Source organism: Phocaeicola sp. GP0067 (assembly GCF_031119655.1).
Taxonomy (GTDB): Bacteria; Bacteroidota; Bacteroidia; order Bacteroidales; family Bacteroidaceae; genus Phocaeicola; species Phocaeicola vulgatus.
Map to the genome: position 1 here is coordinate 112,098 of NZ_JAVHZY010000012.1, position 25,285 is coordinate 137,382.

23 protein-coding genes, 1 tRNA gene and 1 other RNA gene are annotated in these 25,285 nt (G+C 42.4%); 6 read left to right on the forward strand and 19 right to left on the reverse strand.

Going from position 1 to position 25,285, the window contains the following annotated elements; genetic code table 11:
- Window positions 1-19 precede the first annotated feature (19 nt).
- The 4 genes from RE317_RS11415 to RE317_RS11430 all read left to right on the forward strand — a co-directional run bounded on the left by RE317_RS11415 (window position 20) and on the right by RE317_RS11430 (window position 3,291).
- Complete coding sequence (locus RE317_RS11415; RefSeq protein WP_005843835.1) at window positions 20-991, forward strand: DnaJ C-terminal domain-containing protein; 972 nt, start codon at window positions 20-22, stop codon at window positions 989-991.
- Between the two features lie 15 nt (window positions 992-1,006).
- Complete coding sequence (locus RE317_RS11420; protein WP_005843833.1) at window positions 1,007-1,294, forward strand: chaperone modulator CbpM; 288 nt, start codon at window positions 1,007-1,009, stop codon at window positions 1,292-1,294.
- A 272-nt stretch (window positions 1,295-1,566) separates the two neighbouring features.
- Window positions 1,567-1,936, forward strand: an RNA gene (rnpB, locus tag RE317_RS11425) — RNase P RNA component class A.
- Between the two features lie 26 nt (window positions 1,937-1,962).
- Complete coding sequence (locus RE317_RS11430) at window positions 1,963-3,291, forward strand: YihY/virulence factor BrkB family protein (protein ID WP_005843831.1); 1,329 nt, start codon at window positions 1,963-1,965, stop codon at window positions 3,289-3,291.
- Window positions 3,292-3,423: 132 nt separating this feature from the next.
- On the opposite strand, the gene RE317_RS11435 is transcribed toward RE317_RS11430, so the two are convergent.
- Window positions 3,424-4,026 carry a riboflavin synthase gene (locus RE317_RS11435; protein ID WP_005843829.1) on the reverse strand — a complete coding sequence of 201 codons (603 nt, stop codon included), beginning with the start codon at window positions 4,024-4,026 and terminating at the stop codon, window positions 3,424-3,426.
- A 204-nt stretch (window positions 4,027-4,230) separates the two neighbouring features.
- On the opposite strand from RE317_RS11435, the gene RE317_RS11440 reads away from it, so the two are divergent.
- Both RE317_RS11440 and RE317_RS11445 read left to right on the forward strand, forming a co-directional pair.
- The gene (locus RE317_RS11440) at window positions 4,231-4,806 is read left to right on the forward strand and encodes a helix-turn-helix domain-containing protein (RefSeq protein ID WP_005843827.1); all 576 of its coding nucleotides are present in this window, start codon (window positions 4,231-4,233) and stop codon (window positions 4,804-4,806) included.
- Between the two features lie 6 nt (window positions 4,807-4,812).
- A complete protein-coding gene (locus tag RE317_RS11445) occupies window positions 4,813-6,465 on the forward strand; it encodes an AMP-binding protein (RefSeq protein ID WP_032934748.1) in 1,653 nt (550 codons plus the stop codon).
- A 532-nt stretch (window positions 6,466-6,997) separates the two neighbouring features.
- Here the strand turns inward: RE317_RS11445 and RE317_RS11450 are convergent.
- From RE317_RS11450 to RE317_RS11535, 18 genes are all read right to left on the reverse strand, one after another.
- Entirely contained in the window at window positions 6,998-8,347 is a 1,350-nt protein-coding gene (locus tag RE317_RS11450; protein ID WP_005843823.1) for a mechanosensitive ion channel family protein, read from the reverse strand.
- 176 nt (window positions 8,348-8,523) lie between these two features.
- The gene (locus RE317_RS11455; protein WP_016270339.1) at window positions 8,524-8,838 is read right to left on the reverse strand and encodes a hypothetical protein; all 315 of its coding nucleotides are present in this window, start codon (window positions 8,836-8,838) and stop codon (window positions 8,524-8,526) included.
- On the reverse strand, window positions 8,832-9,014 hold the full coding sequence (locus tag RE317_RS11460) for a hypothetical protein (RefSeq protein ID WP_005843816.1): 183 nt from the start codon (window positions 9,012-9,014) through the stop codon (window positions 8,832-8,834). The genes RE317_RS11455 and RE317_RS11460 overlap by 7 nt, the downstream gene beginning before the upstream one ends.
- Window positions 8,980-9,078: a hypothetical protein gene (locus RE317_RS11465; RefSeq protein ID WP_229095051.1), complete on the reverse strand. Its 99-nt coding sequence runs from the start codon at window positions 9,076-9,078 to the stop codon at window positions 8,980-8,982. Before RE317_RS11465 ends, RE317_RS11460 begins: the two co-directional genes overlap by 35 nt.
- A gap of 185 nt (window positions 9,079-9,263) precedes the next feature.
- Window positions 9,264-9,337, reverse strand: a tRNA-Arg gene (locus tag RE317_RS11470).
- Between the two features lie 69 nt (window positions 9,338-9,406).
- Window positions 9,407-10,123 (reverse strand): AbgT family transporter, encoded by a 717-nt coding sequence (locus RE317_RS11475; protein WP_008667241.1) that lies wholly within the window; start codon window positions 10,121-10,123, stop codon window positions 9,407-9,409.
- Entirely contained in the window at window positions 10,113-10,841 is a 729-nt protein-coding gene (locus RE317_RS11480) for a DUF5932 domain-containing protein (RefSeq protein ID WP_005843813.1), read from the reverse strand. The genes RE317_RS11475 and RE317_RS11480 overlap by 11 nt, the downstream gene beginning before the upstream one ends.
- 29 nt (window positions 10,842-10,870) lie before the next feature.
- Complete coding sequence (locus tag RE317_RS11485; protein WP_005848054.1) at window positions 10,871-15,268, reverse strand: DUF5113 domain-containing protein; 4,398 nt, start codon at window positions 15,266-15,268, stop codon at window positions 10,871-10,873.
- 148 nt (window positions 15,269-15,416) lie between these two features.
- Entirely contained in the window at window positions 15,417-15,590 is a 174-nt protein-coding gene (locus RE317_RS11490) for a histone H1 (RefSeq protein ID WP_005843810.1), read from the reverse strand.
- Window positions 15,591-15,759: 169 nt separating this feature from the next.
- Window positions 15,760-17,259, reverse strand: coding sequence for an L-lactate permease (locus RE317_RS11495; RefSeq protein ID WP_005848056.1), 1,500 nt, complete (start codon window positions 17,257-17,259; stop codon window positions 15,760-15,762).
- A gap of 265 nt (window positions 17,260-17,524) precedes the next feature.
- Window positions 17,525-18,811, reverse strand: coding sequence for an O-acetylhomoserine aminocarboxypropyltransferase/cysteine synthase family protein (locus RE317_RS11500; protein ID WP_005843805.1), 1,287 nt, complete (start codon window positions 18,809-18,811; stop codon window positions 17,525-17,527).
- Window positions 18,812-19,078: 267 nt separating this feature from the next.
- Entirely contained in the window at window positions 19,079-19,573 is a 495-nt protein-coding gene (locus tag RE317_RS11505) for a DUF4625 domain-containing protein (RefSeq protein WP_005848057.1), read from the reverse strand.
- Window positions 19,570-21,729, reverse strand: a complete 2,160-nt coding sequence (locus tag RE317_RS11510; RefSeq protein WP_005848058.1) for a TonB-dependent receptor — start codon at window positions 21,727-21,729, stop codon at window positions 19,570-19,572. The genes RE317_RS11505 and RE317_RS11510 overlap by 4 nt, the downstream gene beginning before the upstream one ends.
- A gap of 48 nt (window positions 21,730-21,777) precedes the next feature.
- Window positions 21,778-22,140: a hypothetical protein gene (locus tag RE317_RS11515; protein ID WP_005848059.1), complete on the reverse strand. Its 363-nt coding sequence runs from the start codon at window positions 22,138-22,140 to the stop codon at window positions 21,778-21,780.
- 138 nt (window positions 22,141-22,278) lie between these two features.
- Window positions 22,279-23,292, reverse strand: coding sequence for an inorganic phosphate transporter (locus tag RE317_RS11520; protein ID WP_005843796.1), 1,014 nt, complete (start codon window positions 23,290-23,292; stop codon window positions 22,279-22,281).
- Window positions 23,293-23,308: 16 nt separating this feature from the next.
- The gene (locus RE317_RS11525) at window positions 23,309-23,956 is read right to left on the reverse strand and encodes a DUF47 domain-containing protein (RefSeq protein ID WP_008667234.1); all 648 of its coding nucleotides are present in this window, start codon (window positions 23,954-23,956) and stop codon (window positions 23,309-23,311) included.
- 39 nt (window positions 23,957-23,995) lie between these two features.
- Window positions 23,996-24,640, reverse strand: coding sequence for a DedA family protein (locus RE317_RS11530; RefSeq protein ID WP_005848062.1), 645 nt, complete (start codon window positions 24,638-24,640; stop codon window positions 23,996-23,998).
- Between the two features lie 132 nt (window positions 24,641-24,772).
- Window positions 24,773-25,198 carry a hypothetical protein gene (locus RE317_RS11535; RefSeq protein ID WP_005848064.1) on the reverse strand — a complete coding sequence of 142 codons (426 nt, stop codon included), beginning with the start codon at window positions 25,196-25,198 and terminating at the stop codon, window positions 24,773-24,775.
- Window positions 25,199-25,285: the final 87 nt, after the last annotated feature.

Consider the following 25,285-nt stretch of genomic DNA (forward strand, 5'->3'; position numbering starts at 1 on the left):
AATTTAACAAATATATAATATGGCTTACATAGACTATTACAAAGTATTGGGAGTGGACAAAAGCGCCACCCAAGATGATATCAAGAAGGCTTTCCGTAAGCTGGCCCGCAAATACCATCCTGACTTGAATCCGAATGATCCTGGAGCCAAAGATAAGTTTCAGGAGATAAATGAAGCCAACGAAGTACTGAGTGACCCGGAAAAACGTAAGAAATACGACGAATACGGGGAACACTGGAAACATGCCGACGAATTTGAAAAACAAAAGCAACAATATGGAGGTGCTGGTGGATTCGGAGGGTTTGGCGGAGCCGGAAGCGGATTCGGTACGGACGGTAACGGCAGTTACTGGTATTCCGGCAATGGAGGAGAAGAATTCACCGGTGCACATTTCGGTGGCAGCGCAGGTGGTTTCTCTGATTTCTTTGAAGAACTGTTCGGGCATCGTGGCGGTGCAAACGGCGGACGAAGCGCCGGATTCCGTGGACAGGACTATAATGCTGAATTACAACTTTCATTGCGTGAAGCCGCCGAAACACACAAACAAGTGCTTAATGTAAACGGAAAGAACATACGTATCACTGTTCCGGCAGGTATAGCCAACGGACAGACTATCAAATTGCGTGGTCATGGTGCACCGGGGGTAAACGGTGGTCCTGCAGGCGATCTGTACATCACCTTTGTCATTCCAGACGATCCTGTATTCAAACGTTTGGGAAATGATTTATATATCCATGCTCCGCTTAGCCTCTACACCGCCGTACTGGGTGGTGAAGAAACCGTGGACACACTGAACGGCAAGGTAAAACTGAAAGTAAAACCTGAAACCCAGAACGGAACCAAAGTCCGTTTGAAAGGCAAAGGCTTTCCTGTTTACAAGGAAGAAGGCAAATTTGGCGATCTGATAGTAACTTATAATGTCACCATTCCTAGCAACCTGACCGAACATCAGAAAGAGCTGTTCCGCCAATTAAAAGATAGTAGCAATTAAAAAAAGAGAAGGATTATGCAGACCGATTTAATTATTATCAACGATTTTTGCGACCGTTGCCATGTGGACCCGTCGTTCATTATGGAACTGGAAGAAGACGGACTGATCGAAGTCCGGGTGATTGACGAGGAACGCTACCTCCCCACATCCCAACTAGCGGAACTGGAGCGTTACACGCATTTATATTATGACTTGTCCATCAATATTGCAGGAATCGACGCCATTCACCACATGCTGGAACGTATAGAACTTCTGCAACAGGAAGTGCGTTCATTAAGAAACGAACTGGAATTCTACCGCTAAAATCCGTGTCCGGAGAGGGAAAGCGAAAACTGCACCCACTTCTCTTTCCGGCACTGTTCATTTACTTTTATATTTCTGTTTTTACCGTTGTTTCTATACGATAAGCAGGAGTGCCGAACCGATCATCACCGATTCTCTTCTCATTATTATATATACCAAGAAAAAGTAATGGGCTGTTCCGCTCTTTCTTCGTTTTTCCATTTATTTTCTTACTTTTTTCCGCTTTATTATCCTACGTTTAACCTAAAATCACTATCTTTGTACACTTAAAAGCAGCCGGCCGGTCTGCCGCTGACGCCGTAAGGCGAAAGAGGAAAGTCCGGGCAACGCAGAGCATCCTACTTCCTAACAGAAAGCTATCTGCAAAGGTGGAGTAACGTAGAAGAAAACAACCGCCACAATTCCTACGGGAAACGGGGTAAGGGTGAGAAGGTGGGGTAAGAGCCTACCAGCCGCATGGTGACATGACGGGCTGTACGTCTTAGGAGTTGTAAGGTCATGTAAACCGACATTATGAGGGTTGCTCGCCCCACGTCGGAGGGTAGACCGCTAGAGCCTGTTGGTGACAACAGGCGTAGATAAATGGCAGGCACTTCGCCGCAAGGCGAAGAACAGAACCCGGCTTACAGGCCGGCTGCTTTTTTTTCATATATCCTAATGAAGAGCTTATGAGTACCATGAACAAGGAAAAACTGAAAGGTCTGCAATCGTTTCTCAAAGATGATATATGGCGGGTGACAGAAGACGAGGTTAGCAAATCCCGAGGAATACTCTATAATGCAATAAAAATCGCTACTCTTTCTGTTCGTGAATTCACTCAGGGACGTATTTTGAATAAAGCATCCGCACTGACATACAGCACCCTGCTTTCTATTATTCCCATTCTGGCCATTTTATTCGCCATCGCACGCGGTTTCGGCTTCTCCAACCTGCTGGAAACCCAGTTCCGTAGCGGTCTTGAAGGACAGAGTGCGGCTGCCGAAACCATTCTTGGCCTGATTGACTCCTATCTGGTGCACGCCAAAAGCGGAATTTTTATCGGAGTGGGTCTGGTGATGTTGTTCTGGACCATTCTGAGCCTGACCTATAACATAGAACGTACCTTCAATTATATATGGCAAGTGAAGAAGCCCCGTACACTGTATCGCAAAATGACGGATTATTTCTCCATCCTGCTCTTACTGCCCCTACTTATCGTACTTTCCAGCGGTCTTACCATCTTTATGTCCACCATGGTGAAAAACATGGAGGACTTCGTATTACTGGCACCCCTGATGAAATTTCTGGTACGCCTGATCCCTTTCATCCTGACTTGGGCCATGTTTACGGGACTGTTCGTCTTTATGCCCAATACTAAAGTGAAACTGAAGTATGCCATCATTCCGGGTATCATCGCAGGCACAGCCTTTCAGGCTTTTCAATACTTGTATATCGGCAGTCAGATATGGGTATCAAGGTACAATGCAATCTATGGTAGCTTCGCCGCCATTCCTATGTTCTTGTTATGGGCGCAGATTTCATGGGGAATCTGCCTGTATGGCGCAGAACTTTGCTATGTGGCACAGAATCTTCGCAACTACAGTTTCAGCAAAGAAACGGCAAATATCAGCCGCCGTTATCACGACTTTCTGTGTATCCTCATCATGTCTCTGATATGCAAGCGCTTTGAGACGGAAGAGGCTCCTTATACCGCCGAGACACTCAGCGACGAACATAAAATCCCGATAAGGCTCACCAAGAAAATCCTGTATGAACTACAGGACATGCACATGATTTATGAAACTGCTATGGACGGTGACGATGAAAGCATAGGCTATTTGCCGTCAGTAGATATCAACCGGATGAACGTGGCTATGCTGCTGAACAGACTGGACATAGCCGGAACGGAAGCCTTCAAAATAGACAAAAAGCGATACAGCAGTTCTTGGGAGGCGCTGGCAAATGCCCGTGAAGAATATTATAAAAGCACCAGCAAGATATTGCTGAAAGATTTATAATTCTGATATTCGATTTTACCACAGATTGCACAGATTCTTTTTTGCTCAAAAGCCGATGCGGATAATTCCGGATTTCCACAAAGAAGTTTCTTTCATCTTCAACAATCATCTGTGCAACCTGCGGTAAAAGAATCAGGAGAACTGCATCATGCGGCTTAAATATTTGCCGATGATATCAAACTCTATATTCACAATGCTTCCCACTTTAAAAGTATGGAAATTGGTATGTTCGTAAGTATAAGGAATGATGGCAACCTGAAAAGTATCCTCCGTAGGGTTACAAACGGTCAGACTCACACCATTCACCGTAACCGAGCCTTTGTCCACCGTGATGTAGCCGCGCTTTGCCATTTCCTTGTCAAACGCATATCTGAAAGTAAAATACCAGCTCCCTTCAGCATCCTTTATATCCATACATTCGGCAGTCTGATCCACATGTCCTTGCACAATATGACCGTCCAGCCGCCCGTTCATCATCATGCTGCGTTCCACATTCACTTTATCTCCCACTTTCAGCAAGCCGATGTTGGAACGCTCTATCGTTTCTTTCATGGCGGTAACCGTGTACGTTCCATCCTGTAAACTGACTACAGTCAGGCACACACCGTTATGAGAGATACTCTGGTCTATTTTCAGTTCGTCCACAAACGAACATTTCAAGGTGAGGTGCAGATTTTCCTGCTCCTTTACAATACGCACCACCTCCGCATATTCTTCTACAATCCCTGAGAACATAAGTTTTAGTCTTTAATTAAGTTTCGAGAACAAAGATAGAACAAAAAACACAAATATTCGAAACTTACCGACGGTTAATGACAAATGACCGGCAATTCGTCGCTAACCTGCCTTTTTTACATATTCAGAACAAAAACAGAGTGCCCAATTCTTTTTTATTATATATTTGCACTTTATACTTTGCAAACTTATTAAAAACAAACCATGGACAGCACAAAGATTGTTGGTGAAAAAATAAAATCACTACGTGAAACAAAAGAAATCAGTGTGGCCGAACTGGCCGTACGCTCTGGCCTTGCCGAAGAACAAATAGAACGAATAGAGAATAATGTAGATCTTCCTTCATTGGCTCCCCTCATCAAGATAGCCCGCGCGTTAGGGGTACGTCTGGGCACTTTTCTGGACGACCAGGAAGAACAAGGAGCAGTAATCTGCCGGAAACAAGAGAGTGAGGATACTATCAGTTTCTCGAACAATGCAATGGACCTGCGTACACATATGCGCTACCACTCACTGTCAAAATCAAAAGCGGACAGGCATATGGAACCATTCATCGTAGACGTGGAACCGACGGAGGAAAGCCACTTCTCACTCTCCTCGCATGAAGGTGAAGAGTTTATCTATGTCATGGAAGGCGCCGTCGAAGTATGCCACGGTAAAAAATGCCATCTGATTAAAGCCGGAGACAGTATTTATTATGATTCTATCGTTCCGCACCACGTACACGGATATCAAGGACAAGCCGCCAAAATATTGGCTGTTATCTATACTCCTATTTGATTTATGATGGAATTAAGCACGAGAACCTTGGGTGACTGGCTTGAACATTGGGCCCTCACCACTCCCGATAAAGAATATATCGTATATTCCGACCGCAATCTGCGCTTCACCTGGAAACAATTTAACGAGCGTGTAGACCACATGGCCAAAGGACTGCTCGCCATCGGCGTGAAACGGGGAACCCATGTAGGAATCTGGGCGGGTAATGTGCCCGACTGGCTGACCTTTCTGTACGCTTGCGCCAAAATCGGCGCCGTGGCCGTAACAGTAAATACCAACTACAAACAGGCAGAACTGGAATACCTCTGCCAGAACTCGGACATGCACACGCTGTGTATCGTAAACGGAGACCGTGGCAATGACGACTATGTAAATATGGTCTACGCCATGCTGCCCGAACTAAAGACCAGCCAGCGCGGATATCTGAAGAGCAAACGTTTCCCCTGCATGAAGAACGTGATTTACATCGGCCCCGAAAAATACCGGGGTATGTACAACACCGCCGAAATTCTGCTTCTGGGATGCAACATAGACGATGACGAGCTGCTGGAAGCAAAAGCGAAGGTGAACTGCCACGACACGGTGAACATGCAGTACACTTCGGGCACAACCGGTTTCCCCAAAGGAGTCATGCTCACCCATTACAACATCAGCAACAACGGTTTCCTGACGGGTGAGCACATGAAATTCACTTCCGATGACAAACTATGTGTCTGTGTACCCCTGTTCCATTGCTTCGGAGTGGTATTAGCCACCATGAACTGCCTTACACACGGATGCACGCAGGTGATGGTGGAACGTTTTGACCCGCTGCTGGTACTTGCCTCCGTCCACAAGGAACGCTGCACGGCCTTGTACGGGGTTCCTACCATGTTCATTGCCGAGCTGAACCATCCCATGTTTGATATGTTCGATATGTCCAGTCTGCGCACCGGCATTATGGCAGGCTCACTCTGTCCGGTGGAACTGATGAAACGTGTGGAAGAGAAAATGTTTATGAAGGTCACCAGTGTATACGGGCTTACAGAAGCTTCTCCCGGCATGACAGCCTCCCGCATCGACGATTCGTTTGATGTACGCTGCAACACGGTGGGCCGTGATTTCGAGTTTACGGAAGTAAAAGTGATCGATCCGGAAACTGGCGAGGAATGTCCCATAGGCGTACAAGGCGAGATGTGCAACAAAGGGTATAACACCATGAAGGGGTATTACAAAAACCCCGAAGCAACCGCCGAAGTGATAGACCGGAACGGCTTTCTCCACTCAGGAGATCTGGGAGTGAAAGACGAAGAAGGTAATTATCGTATCACAGGACGGATAAAAGACATGATTATCCGTGGCGGAGAGAATATCTATCCACGGGAAATAGAAGAGTTCCTGTATCAGATGGAAGGAATAAAAGATGTACAGGTAGCCGGTATCCCCTCCAAGAAATACGGAGAAGCGGTAGGCGCATTCATTATCTTGCACGAAGGGGTGGAAATGAACGAATTCGATATACGTGACTTTTGCGACGGCAAGATAGCCCGTTACAAAATTCCTAAATATATCTTCTTTGTTGATGAGTTCCCCATGACGGGCAGCGGAAAGATACAGAAATTCAAGTTAAAGGATGTGGGATTGGAGTTATGCCGGAAGCAAGGCATCGAGATTATTTAATTCAGCCTGCCTCTTGCATTAAAAATGCAGAATTAAGTTACACAGTCACGGAGAGGAATACATTGCACGGATTCTTCTCTGTGGTTCTGTATCGGATATCGGAACCGGACAGCAGATGTACTCCTCACGTTACTCCATAAAAAAAGGAGCAACGCCTTGCTCCAACCTTTTGTTAACCTTAAATCTAATACTATGAAAAACACACATGCAAATATACACACTTTCCTGCTATCTGCAAATTTAAAGAAGCGTTAAGAAGAAATTATAGTATTGTTTAATAAAAGCAACAACTCCTTTAACATTTCAAGTTAAAGTGAATGGTTTCTTTTAACAAAACAAAAAGGCTGTCCCGTAAGGAACAACCTTTCTATATTTTTTATAGTAGACGCTTCTACTTCAGATGCAACTACTTCTCTCAAGCCGATTGCAATCTTCAACCTTTAATCTAATACTATGAAAAACACATTTATATAACACGGCGGCAACAAGAATTGTTCAACCGCAAGTCATTAATAAATGTTTAAATCCCTAACTATACCTTTTCTTCCTTTGGCAAGACCGAATGCCAAGGAATTCCGTCTACAGTAGAAAGGTCCTTGCCAGACTCTATCAAACCACTGATTACATAATCTCTGGCAGTAGGATTCTGGAACGGATACAATCCAAACTCGGGAAGAACAGAAACAAAATGTTCCATGATTTCCGCTTGGATAGATTCATAACTAGGCCAGTTCTTATTGGACGAGAAACAATAAATTTGTACGGGCAGGCCATTCTCCGTAGGAGCCAATGTGCGCACCATCAGCAACAGGTCCTTACTGATAAAAGGATGGCGCTTCAGATAGAGAGTCATATAAGCACGAAGCAGCCCTACATTCGTATCGATGGTTCCATTTACCAATCCGGCCGGATTGTCAGTATTCGCTACTTTTCCTTCAGCCGCCTGTTTCTGCTTTTCTGTGATAAAGTCGGCCAAATCAGCATCAAACTTCTTCATTTTCTCCAAAAATTCAGGAGTACAGGGTTGTATGTAATCCAGTTTCAATGCATACTCGCGCATAATACGCCGCCCGCCCGATTCAGTCATTCCACGCCAATTGATAAATGAACCGGAGACTAATGAATAAGGAGGTATAGTGACAATCGTATTATCGAAATTCTGAACCTTCACAATGTTCAGAGTGATATCCATCACCACCCCATTCACATTATTCTGCGGCATCTCAATCCAATCGCCGATATGCACCATATCATTCTCGGAAAGCAGTACCCCCGCCACAAAGCCAAGGATGGTATCTTTGAAAATCAACATCAGTACGGCAGCAAAAGCACCCAGTCCGGTAATCAGGTTGAGAGGCGACTTATTAATCAATATGGAAATGATGACAATGATGGCAACACACGAAAAAATCACTTGAAAGATCTGTATGAAACCTTTCATCGGACGATTCTGTAACTGCTCCTTGTTCATCAGCACATTACCTACCGAGTTTAACACGGCATTGACCGAAAACAACAAAGCGATAAAGAAATAAATCCAAGTGATTTTTTCACTGACAGTAAACCAAGTAGAACGATAGTCGAACGCAAACGGCAACAAAGCGGATATAATAAGCGGCGGAATGACCGCAGACATTTTCCGCAAGGCATTGTATTCTATCAACGAACTTAAAAAACTGATATTTTTATATTTCAACACCTTCCGTGTGAAACGCACAGATAAATAATGAAAAACAGCTCCTACAGCAAAAGCAATAACCACAATCAGGATCAAGAAAATAATCTCATCCAGTTCATTCAACCTATCGCGCGGGATGCCTATCCATGATAGAAAACTCTTAATCCAAGTCAATAAAATTCGGGCAAATTCGTTTGTACTCATAATTATCGTCTTTTTACTTATAGAACCATCTATAAAAACATTTGTTTAGCTGAGGGATGAAAAATCCTCCCCCAGCCTGTCCGGAAACGGTTTCCTGCTTTCCTTTTACTCTGTCATTCCAGCGTAACAAGAATCTTTCAAGGAATCGGCGAAGTAAACCAAGAAGTCAAACAAATCTATTTATCGAATATACCATCTTTCGCACTGGCTGTAGACGGCACCCCAACATAACCTCCCAAATTACAATTAGAAACCCCAATTGTCTTCGTATTCGAGAAACCAAGACCTATCCCTGCTTTATCCACATCCACGTTATCAAAAGTCACGTTATAAATAGGCTTCTCCTCTGTACCTTGAAGCACCAATGCAGCTACATTCACCTTTTTGCATTTCAAATCCTTTACATAAATATCATGCACCTCAGTAAAATGATGGTTATCCATCCCCTCGCCTGCATACATGGAAGTTACGCGTACAAAAAGGGTTAACATGACTTTTTAACCGGTTCAATCTTTCCGCTGCCATGAAGCCCAAAGGGCGGAGAAACTGAGAAAAAGTAATAGCCCGCCAGCGGAATTAAACAACAATGTATTGCATCTGTTCCTGTTGCATAAGCCTTTTCTCTTTCCAGGTTAAACCTTTTTATACGGATGTATTCTATCTCCATAGCCTTTGGAGTTATCTCCATAGCCTTTGGAGTTATCTCCATAAGCTTTGGAGTTATCTCCCAAGGCTATGGAGTTAACTCCAAAGGCTTGCGGAGATAGAACAAACAGGAAGAAAACCCTTAACTATCCAACGGGAAAGGTTTATAGATATGGACAAGATCTTTTCCATAGCCCCGCTTATAGATAAATCCTTTTTAAATATTTCCATAAAAAAAGCTGTACCCTCAGAAGATACAGCTTTTTTTATGTGATTCCGTTGCGATTCGAACGCAAGACCCACGCCTTAGAAGGGCGTTGCTCTATCCAGCTGAGCTACGGAACCATCCTTAATTGCGAGTGCAAAGGTACGGTTTTTATTGAAATTACCAAAAGAATCCGCAACTTTTTTGCATTAACAATCTATTTTTTTTTTATTCAGCATCCAAGCAAAAGGTAAATAGCAACAAATATGGAAAGCGTAAGACACTATATATGAATCTATTCCAACCCATTCCACCAAATTCGTATACATCAATGAAGAAAAGAACTGAACTATAAAAAAAAGCGCCACAAAGTAATCGGCAAAACGAGAAAAGAGACAGGACATACCTTTTATTATATCCTTATCATCCCGAAAACGTCCCGATGCATAACCGAAAGCCATACCCGACAATCCCACACCAAACGAAATGAGATAATAAATCCCTTTTTGAAACGGAGAGTTCGTGAGAGATCCCGTCACGCTACGCAACATAGTCCATGGAGCAAAAGTGGTGCAAATAATCATTATGATATAAACAAGCAGTATACAACCTGCCAATATCAACGCACGTTTTTCCTTACGGGAAATGGGCTTTCCTCTTTTCACTATCCTCCCCAACGTACCCCATACCCCGGAATGAACCGTAATGCCGAACCCTAAAAAAAGCATCATTACTATGCCCAATGCCGGTGTCTGGACAAAATTCCCCATAGCATGCCTCAATTCCCACCGGATTCCTTCGGGACTGAGCAGGCTTTGCACCTTCCCCAGCCCATAAATACTTCCTATCCATGAGAACAAGGCTACAGCTACCGTCAGCAGAAAAAACACAGTAGCGGTATGAGGAAAATAATATTTACTCTTCATCCGGTTCCAAATTATCAATGTCAAGAATCCGCAACTCGAAAGCACGGGTCACCAATCGACAGGCATTGACACCACTTCTTTCATCCAATGTGAACAAACGGTTTATCAATTCATTCTGACGCTTCTCTATGGATTTGACCCCGAAAGGCATCCCTTTCAGATTAGTAATCATTTCTTTGGTATACCCCAAGGCCAGATGGCGAAGCAAACGCTCATCATATTCATCAATATCATAATTAATGACAGCTTCCTGCCTGCGCTGTTCCTGAGCCACCGACTGCTTGAAACGTGCCACTATTTTCTCCAGAATGGGATAATTGAAAACCAGTTTCTTGCCATCCATCACCGCCTGTACATCTGTGGCAGTCAGCAACTCTCCCGTCTTCAGGATTATACCATCCGCACCCGCATTCAGCGCATCCACCCATAACTTTTCGTTCAATACCTCACCAGTAAAAATCAGCACCTTCATATCCGGATAGTTCTTCCGTAAAGAAGAACAGATTTCCACACCGATGGTAGTCGATCCCCCCAAGCCCAAGTCCAATAAAACCATATCGGGCAACTGCACTTTCAGCAATTCCCAAAACTCATTCTCAGTCATAGCCGTTCCGATGACTTCCGCATTCGGAATTTCGTGTCTGAATATCTCTTCCGTTCCTTTTAATTCCAGTTTGACATCCTCTACAATGATGACTTTAAATCTATTATTCTCCATAATATGCATTGTTTTTTTACATTCTACATTCAACGGGCAGGCAGGGTGAACCATACGGTGAACCCTCCTTCAGCGGCAGGCTGCGCATTGATACGGCAACCGCGTCTTCCGGCAAATTCATCATGGTCACGAATCACCTGCTTACAAATAAGGTATTCCGTACCGGTCAGAACTCCTTCCTGCCCCTGCTTCATACGAGACAGATGCGGGTAGAACAACAAGTTCAACTCCTCCTGCGACTTTTCGCGACGCGTATCGCGGAAATCAAACCGCACAAAATCCTTATCCTTATAAATACACAATTCCAAAACACCATCCACCTCGTATGATAGCGCTTCATCTATTAAATTCTCCAACATAAACTTCAGCTGAATGACATCTCCCAATACGGAAACATGTTCCACCTCCGTCCTCAGTTCTACCCGATGCGGCATACGTTTTCCAGCACGTTTTATATACCGTACCGCATAATCGGCCAGTTCGCCGGCTTTCACAACACCTCTGCGGAAAGTAATTTCTTCCAACTGACGTGCGGCGCATGAACTCAGCAAAGTAAATATATCCTTATAATAACTGATCAACTCACCAATCGTTTCTACTTGCACAGCTTCGTTTTCTCCAGCCTGACGGGTGTTCAACCTGTCGATAATCTGTTTTATCCGGTTAGGATAATAAATTGTCTCATGCTTAATGGTTGACAAGCAATTGTCCAATACCAGATTTTGCACATGCAACTGGTTTTCCTCCCGTATGGCTCGGCGCGCATCATCCTGCGCACTTTCTATATCCCGATATTTCTGCGCCATCAGTACCACTGCATTATATACAATGATGGCTACATATCCGGCCACAAGCTCCAGCATCAAGCGGTCGTCCTCACGCTCCACAGGCAAAGCGATTTTCAATGCCAGCACACCCGTGCAACGATTCTCGTTACCTGCTTCCACCCACAAGGGCAAACATTTTACCCTATCTTTCTCACGCCAATAAGGTGTCTTCGCGTCAAAACTACGAGCCATCATCTCACGCATTTCTTCATTCTCATCCTCCACCGGTGAAAAAGCATAATTCAAGCTGTGGTTGTCTTCACTATAAACCGCTACGCCCAACACATCAACGGGCAGCAACTCATTCACCGTCTCAAACATATCATTGACCAGACTTGCAGCAATATCCCGGTCGGCTCTTCCGTCAAGCAAAGAGGCCGAAAACACCTGCTTGTTGATTTCCAACACCTGTTCCAAGTTATAACGATAAATCAAACGGTGGCGGAAATACAGAATATAATATCCCACCAGCAATACCAACAAAATAACCACACAAAGAATGATAGCCACCGTCTTATTATTGGCAGAAAGCTGCATCTGGCGGCAATATTGCTCCAATGAAGTGTCCTCACTGATCTGTTTGTACAGCGCCGTATAAGCATTATTGTTATAACGATAAGCCTCCAGATTACCTAAAGCCAAAAAGGCGACTGCTGCCTCGTTGCGAACATCCAGCAAGGCATAGTAATCGGTATCAAAATGCCGGTTGAACCAATCTAAATCCGCTGCTACCCCCTCTCCTTCCAATTCCAACAAAGGCCCTTTGCTGCCCGAATACATAATATAATGCTTATTCAAACAATATAGAGCACTGTCCGCATAACACAATGCCTGTTGATATAATCCATCAATGTTACAATTGTAAACATCGTATGCATATTCATTCGCAACAGCCAATAATTTATCATATCGCTGAATGGAATCATTGACAGTGAGCTGTTCCGCTTTCCCATCTTTCTCCCTCCCCTCATTACATCCTGCCAGGACAGGAAGAAAAGCGACCAACACCAACATCAACGTTTTGCGCACTCCTTTGGGCAGACGGAAATAGAAACGGCTGCCTTTCCCCAATTCACTTTCTATCCGGAACAGGCAGACCCGGAATATCTCATTGGTCTTCTTATATTTATCAATAATGCCTTTGCAATTCATCAAACCGAAACCGTGACCTTTATTCTTCTGCAATTCGCTGACATTTTCGCTGGTCTGCAATCCGATTTTACCCGAATCATAAACTTTCTCACTCAGAATACGCTCCACATCTTCCTGTGAAAGTCCCGGACCGTCATCTTTCACCGAAATCTCCACGTAAGATTCCGTTTCCTGCGCATAAACAGAAACATTTCCTCCCGGCTGCGTATATTTACGGGCGTTTTCCGTCAATGTATTTATCATGAAAAGCGTCAGAGCCTTATCCGCTTTCACAATGGCGGCAGTCGGCTCTATGGTCAGAGTCTGTTGTTTCATCTCGAAAGTCTTACGCCCTTTTACCAGTACATCAAAAAGGGAATTCAACTCAAAATTCTCTATATTCAAACTCAGTGTCCCCTGCCGCATCTTAATCCATAAGGCCAGAATATCATTATACTCATTGATACGGGTAATCAGTTCGTCGATATAACGGTATTTGCTTTCTTTTATTTCTTCGTTCTGAATGTAGTTGTGTGCGGTTAGTTTATGCACTTCATTCATGATGCGGTCTATATAAGGCATAATGCCTGTGACAATAAACAGACAGGCTTTCTTCACCAGATTCTGCCGTTTATTCTCCGCCAAATGCTGTTCATGGACATATTGCTCCTTTTCCAGCCGTTTCCGTTCATCGCCCAACGAAATAAAAGCCAGTCCATTCTCCAGTGTCCACGAAATGTAAGGTGTAATGACCCTCATCAGTGCTTTATCATCTTTCTTCATTTTGTGCTCCGAATACAGATGCACCTCGCCCAAAGGTTGTTCCCTGCCCGGAATATTCAAGATAAAACTTGTACAAATCCCTTGCCCCGGCACCTCATTCCCCTCTCCATTTTCAGCCACAATACGGAAGTCCGTCGCTCCCACCAACGAAAGGATATCCTCTTTCACCGAGGCAACTACCGCTTTTGTCACATCCTCTATCTCCCCCGCATCAATGGGTACGGAAGCCGTTATCTTACGGCATATTTCCAAAGTACGTTTCAACTTATCAATATAAAGAGCATTCCGCACACGCCATCTTTTATTCAATATCCAAAATAGAATGATAAGGACAACGATACCAATCACCACGACCACCAGAAGTCCGTTCAAGGCCTCCGATTCCTTTTCCAACGCATTATAACGGCTCTCCAATTCTTTGTCCTGGCGGGTGTAGTCCAAAATATCCAGATAAATATTACGATTATAATCCGACTGGGGTTTCATTCCTAACGCTGCATATGTTACACTCAATTGTTCACGGAAACGGGCAATCCATTCGGGAACACTTTTTATACCATCGTCATTAATCCATTCCAGTTCAATGGAAGTGGTAGCCATGGGAACATACGGACGTAGCCTGTCCATGGTATCCGTACAATGGTAATATTTCTCGTGATGCCGATTGACGTACCCCAGTGCTTCCGACAAGTAATGCAGCGCGTCTTCATACCTGCCTTGCTCGTTGCTGCACGACGCCAAAGTGCGGTATGTACCCGAAATCTGATACAAATCTCCATATTTTTTGAACAAATCCAAAGCCTGCCAGGCAAAACGCATGGTCAATTCCTCCCACGACAAGTCCTCGTTATTGATGGCACGCATCACATTGGGACGCCTTTCCATTATCAAATCGAAATTTTTCCTCTCTTTCAGCAATTCTGCCATTGCCTGAGATGCATTCGCCTCGAAATAGACATACCCGTATTCCCTGCTGATACCCAGACATTCTATCAGATAGTTAAACTCACCCAATACCACATCCTGCGGTGTATCCGCTTCATACATACCGCCAGACCCTTTCATATAATAATAATAGAGCAATTGGGCAGTATCACTTTCCAGCGCCTCGTCTACTTTTATTTCATTAATCGCCTCCAAAGACTGCTGTTCCTGCTGCAAATAATAGTAATAGATGGCAGAAGCAATGGAAAACTCGGAACGGGCATAATTAAGCCGCTCCAGCTCTCCGGGATCGGTTATAGCAGAACGGTCATCACTGATACGCTTCATACGCCGTAACGCACTGTTACGATAATCATAGAACTCCTTGTTCATGGCGGTACGCTGACAAATTTTCATCATACCGATATCTGCTATCAAACATTCCAATTCATTGTTTGATTCCTCATATACGCGAAGAAAAAGATCTTCGGCTTTTTCAAAGTCCATGTGGATAAAGGCGCAGAAACCCTGATTATTCAATGCCCCGGCACGCAGGGAGGGGAATCCATCCGCCAGTTTGTAGGCGTCATGCGCCGCTTTACACGCTGTGTCCAAATTTTTATAGCGCATACGATAAGAAAGCAAGTTCAAAGAATCCGCCTGACGGTATATAGCCATATCCTTCTTCTTTTCACAAGAAAAGAAAGTCCCTGCTATAATCAATAAAACCGCCCATACAGGCAATAGACACATATTCTTCATAAACATCCCTTTTCCTTTAGGTTAACCACCCACCAATAAAAATACAAAAATATCAATTATCCCCCGAAATAAAAGCAAAACCTGGTAGAAAATAAGAAAGCCACCCCGAAGGATGGCTTATAAAAATCTTTAAAAGACGAATGAAGGATTATTTAGAAGCTTCCAAAGATGCTTTTCTAAATTCTTTCATCAGTTTTTCCAATTCCAATGATGCTTTACGTGCGCGTGTTCCTGCAGCTTTGTTACCTTTTTCAATCTGCAATGCTGCATCAGACATAAAAGCTTCGTTCAATTCTTTGATTTTAGCAATTAATTCGTTCATGTTCTTTTTTTTATAAATTATAAAACGGTTCAAATTAAATTCTTTTTTGGCAATAAATCTCCTATCCATCTCTTTTTTTACGATTTTTCAACAGTTGATCCTCGTTTACAGGGTATTTCAATCCATAACAGGCAATATTAAAACGCCCTCTTGAATTTACAAACGATTATCAGCTGAAAATATAAACAATCACTCCGGTTATCAACACATACGCCAATGCATATGGAATGGCGGATTTTAGGATTTCTCCTTCTTTTCCCTGTTGGTTTCCGGCAGAAGTGGCAATAGCGATACTTTGCGGAGAAATTATTTTTCCACCTGTCGCCCCCACCGTATTGGCTGCCGACAACCAGTCGGGACTTACTTGAATATGCCCGGCCACATTAGCCTGTAATTTGCCGAACAAAATATTTGAAGAAGTGTCACTGCCCGTAATAAAGGTACCCAGGCAACCTATAACAGGGGCAAACAACGGATAAAGACTTCCTGTAGCAACTGCCAAAGCAGTGGCTATAACTGAAATCATACCTGCCGTATCCATGATAGTGGACAAACTCACCAGACAAATTACCGTGATAAAAGTTTTCTTTAACTGCTTTACCGTATTCCAGAGTACAGCAAACAGCTCCCATATCTTGGCTCCCTGTATCAGCCCGCCGACAAACGTGCCTACAAAAAGTAAAACTCCCGCATGGGTCAGCCAAGAAACCGTATAATTCATAGTTGAATCATTAATCGGAAGACTGATACGAGTCACCCAATTATTTTCAAGTGTTGTACGTAAACCGGGAAACAACGGACTAGTCAGAACAATCAAGAACAAGATAAGAAGATAGATACTCCACGCATTCAGTACCTCTAGCCCTTTCAATGTGCTTTTCCTTGCTTTTTCCTCTTTAGAAGCAGTCAGTTTGCCATAGGCCACAATAACAATGATGGATAAAATACTTCCAATAATAGCCGGAGATTCCGCCCCCATATAACGGGCGGCAACATACTGGCTGCCTAACGACACACCACCGACCAACAAAGACAGGAAGATATTTTTAGGTAAGGATCTTAACTTCGGATCGGTCAGGAACAGCAATACGAAAGGAATGAGAAACATCAGTACCGAAAGCTGCAACACGACATTGGCGCTTAGCACCAGCACATCCAGATTCGTTTCTTTCGCCAATACCAGGACCGGTGTACCAATAGCCCCAAAAGCAGTAGCCACACTATTGGCAATCAAACTGACTGTTGCCGAAAAGACCGGTTTGAATCCGAGACTGACAAGAATCGCCGCAGGTATAGCCACTGCCGTACCAAATCCTGCCATAGCTTCAAGCAAGCCGCCAAATCCCCATGTCAACAGCAATACCTGAATACTTTTATCGGTAGAAATAGAAGAAAACTGTTGCTTGATAATCTCCATTTTTTCAGTCTTCAATAAAACATTATAGCTGAATATCGCCATCAAAATAATAATCAGAATAGGAGAAACAGCTTTCAATGCACCATACAGAAAAGAAGACAGCAAATCGTTTACCGGAAAATGAAAGCCGAAAAAAGCAATCAGCATAGTAACGACAAGGGAAATCACACTACTTTTGTCACCGGACATTTTAAAAAACGCCATCAGGATAATCAATAACAATACCGGAATAATAGCAAGGACTAGATTCATAACCATTGTATTTAAGTTAAAGAAACGGTATCCATAAACTCTTTAAATTAAGCCTTTGAAATCCCACTTCCGCAAAGATGCTTTTTTTAATAACAAAAAAGAATCCTATTTGGATTAATGATCTATCCTTTTTTATCAGTAAAAATAAAGTAATGCCAGAAGCCTGTATAATGTATCTTTACACAAACCTCCGGCATACACTTTTTATCTATATATTGATTTTATATTGTAGTAATATTCCTTATTCTATATATAGTATATCTTATTAAATTCCAGCTAATGCCTGATCCAAATCGGCCAGCAAATCATCTATATGTTCCGTACCTATTGATAAACGCACTGTCCCCGGATAAATACCCTGTTCCGCCAATTCTTCCGCATTCAACTGGGAGTGAGTGGTACTGGCAGGATGGATAACCAATGACTTCACATCGGCGACATTGGCCAATAAAGAAAAGATTTCCAAACTATCGATGAAACGATGTGCTTCTTCCTGACCACCTTTCACTTCGATAGTGAAAATAGAACTAGCTCCATTGGGGAAATAACGCTGATACAGAGCATGGTCAGGATGTTCCGGCAAGGAAGGGTGATTTACTTTCTTGATCTTCGGATGATTTTTCAAATGCTCCACCACTTTCAACGCATTCTCTACATGACGTTCCACACGCAATGAAAGTGTCTCCAATCCCTGCAACAGAATAAAAGCATTAAACGGACTGATAGTTGCACCGGTATCACGCAATAAAATAGCACGAATACGGACAGCATAAGCAGCCGGACCTGCCGCCTCTACAAAACGCACCCCATGATAGCAAGGATCCGGTTCTGTCAGTTGAGGGAATTTACCTGATGCCACCCAGTCAAATTTACCTGAATCAACAATCACGCCACCCAGTGAAGTTCCATGGCCACCAATAAATTTTGTAGCGGAATGTACCACAATATCTGCTCCGTGCTCGATGGGACGAATCAGATAAGGAGTACCAAAAGTGTTATCAATAATCAAAGGTATGTGATGGCGATGTGCTATTTCCGCCACAGCCTCTATATCTATAATATTCGAATTAGGATTCCCCAAAGTCTCGATAAACACCGCCTTTGTATTCTCCTGAATAGCTTTCTCAAAATTAGAAAGATCACCAGGGTCCACAAATGTAGCAGTCACACCATAAGTCGGCAACGTATGCGCCAGCAGGTTATAAGTACCTCCGTAAATAGTCTTTGCAGCTACAACATGATCACCTGCACGAGTAATGTTCTGAAACGCATAAGTAATGGCAGCAGCCCCGGAAGCTACCGCAAGTCCTGCCACTCCCCCTTCCAATGCAGCCACACGTTGTTCAAAAACACCTTGTGTGGAATTAGTCAGACGCCCATAAATATTACCCGGATCTTGTAAACCAAAACGTGCGGCTGCATGTGCCGAGTTATGAAATACATAAGATGTAGTCTGATAAATAGGAACTGCACGAGCATCCGTAGCCGGGTCTGGCTGTTCCTGTCCTACGTGAAGTTGTAATGTTTCGAAATGTAATTTTTTTGTAGCCATAATCTTTATCTTTTTAGAGTTATATATTTCTGTTTTTACCTGTTGCAAAGGTATTAAAGGCAGTTATATCAAACAAGATATACTAAAAATAAAGAAAATAGAGCTACAATTATCACTATTTATAGAACAAATATTCTATTTACAAACGGATTATTACCTCCTGAAAGAAAATTATTCTTTGGCGACATCTAACAAAATAAAGTGACGGCCGATTCACATCGACCGCCACCAGACAATTAATACACACAATACGATTAATACAAAAAATCACTCATGATCATGATCATGTTCCGTTTCAGTACCTCCGTCCGCACTCAAGACAATATTACGAGCCACTTCTGTCTGATTGCCCGCCGCATCGGTACACCATACCATCAGATGATAATCTCCGGGAGCAGCATCGGCCGGAATAACAATATCATGATGATGTACTTTTGTATTCTTCAAACCGGAAACATCATATACCTTGTCAAAAGTAAAAACTGTGTTTTTCTCTCCGGCTGCCCGGGAATCATGTCCGTGGTGGTCAAAATTATTATGAATATTGATTTTATACGATCTCAACATCACATCATCTGACAGATTCATTTCAAAATGTACCCCTTTCCCATTACCAATTTTCAACACCGCTCCCTCTTCGGGTTCTATCAAATCGATCACGGGCTTTGTTACATCCCCTTTTTCATCATTATCACACGCAGGCAGACAAACAGAGCATATAGCCAAAAGGCTGATTACAAGAAAATAAAATTTTGTTTTCATTTTAATAATTGTTTAAATGGTACTTTAATCGAAATCTGAAAGCTTCTTCCCGGTTCAGGGATTTCCACTTTCCTATAAAAACTCAAATGATTGTAATATTTCACATCCGACAAATTACGAATGCCCAAAGATATTTCAATATCCGCCTTGGCCATAGGTATATGAATACTCCCACCCAGATGAATCAAACAAGCTCCGGGTGTGCGGTCTTCATTCCTCGCTATACGGTTCTGCGAAGCTATACTTTGAAGTTCAGCATACAACTGAAAATCTTTTTTATTCCATGTCAGAATATTACGCATGGATACAGGAGGTGAAAAACTTAAAGCCGTATGTTCGTCACGATTATAAGTATAGACATACTCACCGACTAAACGATAATTAAAATGGCGTAGAAAATCCATATTGAAATTTATCTCACCACCCATGAACAAAGCACGTGCGCCACTATATTGATAAATCTGTCCAGCATGGGGCAATACAGACCATTCTCCCATAGGGCGCAAATAAATATAATTATCAAACCAACTGGCAAAAGATGAAACAACCAGTTCCATTTTTTTATAAGCCAAGGTATAGGAAGCATCAATCTGCCATCCTTGTTCCGAAGAAAGAGTGGCATCCCCTTTTTCATGACGGAAAGTTCCGTGATGCACTCCGTTGGATGCTAATTCATTGACTCCCGGCAAACGGAAGCTACGTCCCACATTCATCTTCAGAAGATGACCGGCAGCGGGTGTCCACACTACTCCCGCCGAACAGGAATAATTACCATAAGCCCTGTCCACCGGATAACTTCGCCAACGATATGCCTGTATTACCTCTTCTTCATATCCCTGTCTGTGCAGATACTCCACCAAATAAGGATCTTCGAATGCCGTTATATCAATCCTTCCCCGATCATAACGTATCCCACCAGTTACAGACAACTGATTATCCAATCGGAAAGTCGTCAGCCAAAAAGCTCCGGTAGTAAAACGCTTGTATTCCGGTAGCAGAAAAGAATATCCGCCAATCGCATTTTTCTGTATCTGCATATTCCACCCTGCCATATGCTCCCAGGAAGAAGAACTGGACAACCGCAGCTTCAAAGAGGAGCTGAATGTATGCAGTTTGAACACCAGTTCCCTATCCGGATCCTTTGCAGGCATCACCTGAGTGTCATAATGGGTATGGAAAGCACTCCATTCCTCCCGATGATTGAACTGATAGCCGAAATCACCTGAAAGTTGTATCCCATTCCAAAGATACTGTTGATGCGTGGTTACTTTAAGATGGTTCACTTTGCTATAAGGCAATTCAATATTACGGCTGTTCTCATCATCCTCCAAACGGGAAATATCAGGAATGCCATGAGCACCGGGAAAGAAGCCCATCTTCTGATAAACATTGCTCACAGCAATATTCATCTGATAAAACCTCTTTCTATAATCTCCCATGACAGAAACATTGCGCTCGAACCCAGCGGTGTTTTTCAGCTTACGACCGTAAACAGGCACCAACTGGGTAAGATATACAATGGTATCGACCGGTACATGATAATCTCCATAGTGCTGTTCTGAAAAACGTACTCTGACCAGCCATGCATTCTTCTCAATACCTAGCATCAGTGAACCGCCCACAGTGCCGTTCACTGATTTTCCCAATAAGGCAGCCTCACCAAAAAATCGGTTCTCTTTTTGTGGAAGCAAAGGAAGGATTTCGATGACACCTCCCATCGCATCACTGCCGTAGAGCAGTGAAGACGGACCTTTCAGAATCCGTACCTCGTCTACATTAAAAGCATCAATTTCCAGTCCATGGTCGGCCCCCCATTGTTGCCCCTCTTGTTTTATTCCATTTTCGGATACGGCAATACGGTTGAATCCCAAACCACGAATCATAGGTTTGGAGAATCCCGCACCAATATCCATCGAGTGTACACCGGGAACATTTTTCAAAGTCTGTACCAAATTACCGGTAAAATGCCGGTTCAAATAATCTTTCTGAAACAACTCGAGTGTCAGGGTAGTCTTTTTCTCCTGAGCATGTCGGTAAGATCCAGTCACCACCACTTCGGATAAATCCACACTTTTAATCGTATCAGAAACTACCTGTGCATTTGAAAACAAGGTAAAAAACATTCCCAGCGTACCCGAAACATATCTGATACGCATAAATTACAATCATTTGATGTTGTGAATAAATAAAAGATACTATGTGAATCAGCAAACGGGAGGTGCACGCAGATAATAAGGATAAGATTTAACCTGACAAACCTTATCCACTGTTATTTCCGGCTGATAATCAAAAACCGGAAGAACAATATGAAGTTGTAATGTTTCAACTTGTGTAAAAGGTGAAAGTGTGAAATTGCACACGGGACACTGATGAGAGGAATCATGAGAATTCCCACTATCAGAATGGCAAACGGCATCTTCTTCATGGTGGTGAAAAGTCTTCACCATGAAAAATGGCATAAGCGTCATTAACAACAGCCATGCTATAAAAATCCTGCCTTTTGCGTTTTCTCTCATTTTTGTGTTCAGTAAGACCACTACAAAAATAGAAACAAATAACAAACTCACAATAACATTTTATATTTATTATTAGTTTCATCCACTTTTTACCTACAAATGGGTATGTATACAAAACCGAGGTAACTTCCCAGTCACCTCGGTCACGACAGATCTTTATTTTCTAGAACAGCCTACAATCCGGTCATCCTAAAAAAGAGTAACTACTCCGTAAATAACAGCGGCCAATATTCCACTGACAGGAATAGTCAACACCCAAGCCGTCATCAGACTTCTTGTTATTCCCCATCGGACGGCTGAAAGACGCTTAGTAGCACCCACTCCGATAATAGCTCCTGTAATGGTGTGGGTTGTACTTACAGGTATTTTCAAATATTCTGTCAGATACAATGTAAATGCGCCAGCAGTTTCCGCAACAACTCCCTCCAAAGGAGTTACTTTGGTAATCTTAGTTCCCATGGTTTTCACAATCTTCCATCCGCCTGACATTGTTCCTAAAGAAATGGCAGTAAAACAAGAAAATGCCACCCAATCCGGCAAATCATTGATACTATTTATTCCCATTCCTAACCCTTCCGAATGAGCAGCGATCAGGGCAGCAGCAATAATACCCATTACCTTCTGGGAATCATTCAGTCCATGCCCTATACTGAACAAAGCCGAAGAAACAAGCTGCAATTTCTTAAACCACATCTCAGCCGTATTCGGATGTGCACGACGACAAATGTGAAGGACAAGCAACGTGAATCCAAAAGCAACAACCATCCCTATAAATGGTGCCAAAAAGATAAAAACAGCAATCTTCAAAATAATATTGAGCTGAATGGCATCAAAACCATGAGCCATAATAGCAGCACCGGCAAAACCTCCGATCAGCGTATGCGAAGAAGAAGAAGGAATCCCCTTCCACCATGTAAACAGATTCCAGACAATAGCTGCAATAACCCCCGAAAGAATAATCGGCAAGGAAATATACTGTTCCACTACTGTCTTGGATACAGTATTGGCTATTCCGAACCCTCCGATTATACATTTAGCAATAAAGAATGCAACAAAATTAAAAAATGCCGCCCATATCACCGCTTGGAACGGAGTAAGAACCTTGGTTGACACAATGGTGGCTATTGAATTGGCTGCATCATGAAATCCGTTAATATAGTCAAAAATCAAAGCCAACGTAATAATAATCACTAATAATTCCATATTGTACCTTCTGCTTTTATGCGTATTTCACAATCAGGTTTCTCAAGATTTTTCCTACCCGTTCTGCCGCATCGGTCGTTTTCTCCAATTCATGCATTATCTCCTTGATCTTAATCAGTTCTATGCAATCCTTTTCTTCCTCAAATAGTTTCTTAACAAAGAGTTCATATACATCATCCGCCTGATTCTCTATGTCATGCAATTTTGTACAACATGCTCTTAATTCAGTAGGCTTTTTACGGAAAATTTCCAATTCGTCCATTGCCTTACTTATATAAACAGCCGCTTGCTGTATCAACAAACTTAACTCTTTTCCACTATTAGCAATGGGATGGGGATTATAGATCGTGATACGTTTGGCGCAACTGTTAATCCCATCTATTACATCATCCATAGTTGATGCCAAATCGTGAATATCCTCACGATCAAAAGGGGTTATGAAAGTTTTTCCCAATTCGTCAAAAATTAAATGAGTCTGCTTGTCACCTTCACGTTCCATATCTTTGATGCGTTTGTAATAGTCCTCTCTCTCTTCCGGCTTATCATGCTGCATGCTTTCTACCAATAAATCCGATGATGAGGTCAGGATTTCAGACAAACGTTTCAACATAGGGAAAAACTTAGGTTCTTGAGGTGTAAATCGACTAAAAAAAGAATTTTTCATAAATGTAATTTGAATAAATTGTTTTTGATATGTTTGATTTTAGTAATGGCGAGTTTTCCACTTATTCCTGCCTACTTCTATAACGGCAGGCAATATAGAAACGACAATAATAGCCACAATCAGCAATTTCAGATTTTTCTGTACAAATGGAAGATCACCGAAAAAATAACCGGCATAACAGAAAATACCAACCCACAAAGCTCCCCCTATCAGATTATACACCATAAAATAATAATAATGCATTTTGCCCATACCTGCTACAAAAGGAGCAAATGTACGGACTATAGGTACAAAACGGGCGAGAATGATGGTCTTTCCTCCGTATTTTTTATAAAATTCATGTGTTTTTTCCAAATGACTTTGCTTAAATATACGGGAATCGGGATTATTGAAAAGTTTATTTCCAAAAAAGTGTCCTATCATATAATTACAGGAATCGCCCAACACAGCTGAAAGAAATAAAACCAAAGCGAGAATATTAACTTCCAAAGGCATATCGGGCAAAGCCGAAATAGCTCCCGCGACAAAAAGCAAAGAATCTCCGGGGAGGAATGGAGTGACAACCAATCCCGTTTCGCAAAAAATGATTATAAACAGTATGACATAAGCCCAAGTATGATATTCTTGAACAATATCTATCATATATTGGTCAATGTGAAGTATAAAGTCCAATAAAAATTCCATTATATATTAGTTATTAACATATAACACCGTTCATAAAAGAAACAAGCATCCACCCCAGTTCCCATTATGAAAATATAAAAACAAAAAAATGTAAGATATAAAAAACAGACCTTGCCGAGAAGAAAAAATAAACTAAATAAGAATACGCCTCAACTGATAAATATAGTATTCACAGGAATATTGAGTAAAATAAAGAATAGGTGAAAAAGAAATTTGCTTTTCTTCAGGAAGAAGTACTTTCAAGAATCTGGCCAACTTGGCTATGACGGAAGCAGAGGAATGAGTTCGCAGAATTTTAGAAGAGCACAAGGTGCGAAAAGAAAAAGAGGTAGCTGCACCGCCGATACCGACTTTATAAAAATGGTAGCTTTCATTATTTATCTCTTTTTTTTCCTGCCCATTATTACTTTCAGATATGTTACACAACGCCACCGCACTGTTTTCCAAACCAACTGTACGAACCACATCGTGCTCCTGTCCGCTATCAAATGCGGAACCAAAGCCCGCCAACAGGCATACGCCTAACAAGATATAAAAAAGATATATATACTTTGTCATAGCAACTGCAAAGATAAAAAGTATTTTTGAGAGATAAAATCATTCTGCCCTTTTCTTGCATTCTCCGACAAAAAAAGAATATAACCC

Coding starts and splice junctions, on each gene's coding strand:
- RE317_RS11415 (WP_005843835.1), top strand. CDS start 20: ATGGCTTACATAGACTATTACAAAGTATTGGGAGTGGACAAAAGCGCC.
- RE317_RS11420 (WP_005843833.1), top strand. CDS start 1,007: ATGCAGACCGATTTAATTATTATCAACGATTTTTGCGACCGTTGCCAT.
- RE317_RS11430 (WP_005843831.1), top strand. CDS start 1,963: ATGAGTACCATGAACAAGGAAAAACTGAAAGGTCTGCAATCGTTTCTC.
- RE317_RS11435 (WP_005843829.1), bottom strand. CDS start 4,026: ATGTTCTCAGGGATTGTAGAAGAATATGCGGAGGTGGTGCGTATTGTA.
- RE317_RS11440 (WP_005843827.1), top strand. CDS start 4,231: ATGGACAGCACAAAGATTGTTGGTGAAAAAATAAAATCACTACGTGAA.
- RE317_RS11445 (WP_032934748.1), top strand. CDS start 4,813: ATGGAATTAAGCACGAGAACCTTGGGTGACTGGCTTGAACATTGGGCC.
- RE317_RS11450 (WP_005843823.1), bottom strand. CDS start 8,347: ATGAGTACAAACGAATTTGCCCGAATTTTATTGACTTGGATTAAGAGT.
- RE317_RS11455 (WP_016270339.1), bottom strand. CDS start 8,838: ATGTTAACCCTTTTTGTACGCGTAACTTCCATGTATGCAGGCGAGGGG.
- RE317_RS11460 (WP_005843816.1), bottom strand. CDS start 9,014: ATGGAGATAGAATACATCCGTATAAAAAGGTTTAACCTGGAAAGAGAA.
- RE317_RS11475 (WP_008667241.1), bottom strand. CDS start 10,123: ATGAAGAGTAAATATTATTTTCCTCATACCGCTACTGTGTTTTTTCTG.
- RE317_RS11480 (WP_005843813.1), bottom strand. CDS start 10,841: ATGGAGAATAATAGATTTAAAGTCATCATTGTAGAGGATGTCAAACTG.
- RE317_RS11485 (WP_005848054.1), bottom strand. CDS start 15,268: ATGAAGAATATGTGTCTATTGCCTGTATGGGCGGTTTTATTGATTATA.
- RE317_RS11490 (WP_005843810.1), bottom strand. CDS start 15,590: ATGAACGAATTAATTGCTAAAATCAAAGAATTGAACGAAGCTTTTATG.
- RE317_RS11495 (WP_005848056.1), bottom strand. CDS start 17,259: ATGAATCTAGTCCTTGCTATTATTCCGGTATTGTTATTGATTATCCTG.
- RE317_RS11500 (WP_005843805.1), bottom strand. CDS start 18,811: ATGGCTACAAAAAAATTACATTTCGAAACATTACAACTTCACGTAGGA.
- RE317_RS11505 (WP_005848057.1), bottom strand. CDS start 19,573: ATGAAAACAAAATTTTATTTTCTTGTAATCAGCCTTTTGGCTATATGC.
- RE317_RS11510 (WP_005848058.1), bottom strand. CDS start 21,729: ATGCGTATCAGATATGTTTCGGGTACGCTGGGAATGTTTTTTACCTTG.
- RE317_RS11520 (WP_005843796.1), bottom strand. CDS start 23,292: ATGGAATTATTAGTGATTATTATTACGTTGGCTTTGATTTTTGACTAT.
- RE317_RS11525 (WP_008667234.1), bottom strand. CDS start 23,956: ATGAAAAATTCTTTTTTTAGTCGATTTACACCTCAAGAACCTAAGTTT.
- RE317_RS11530 (WP_005848062.1), bottom strand. CDS start 24,640: ATGGAATTTTTATTGGACTTTATACTTCACATTGACCAATATATGATA.
- RE317_RS11535 (WP_005848064.1), bottom strand. CDS start 25,198: ATGACAAAGTATATATATCTTTTTTATATCTTGTTAGGCGTATGCCTG.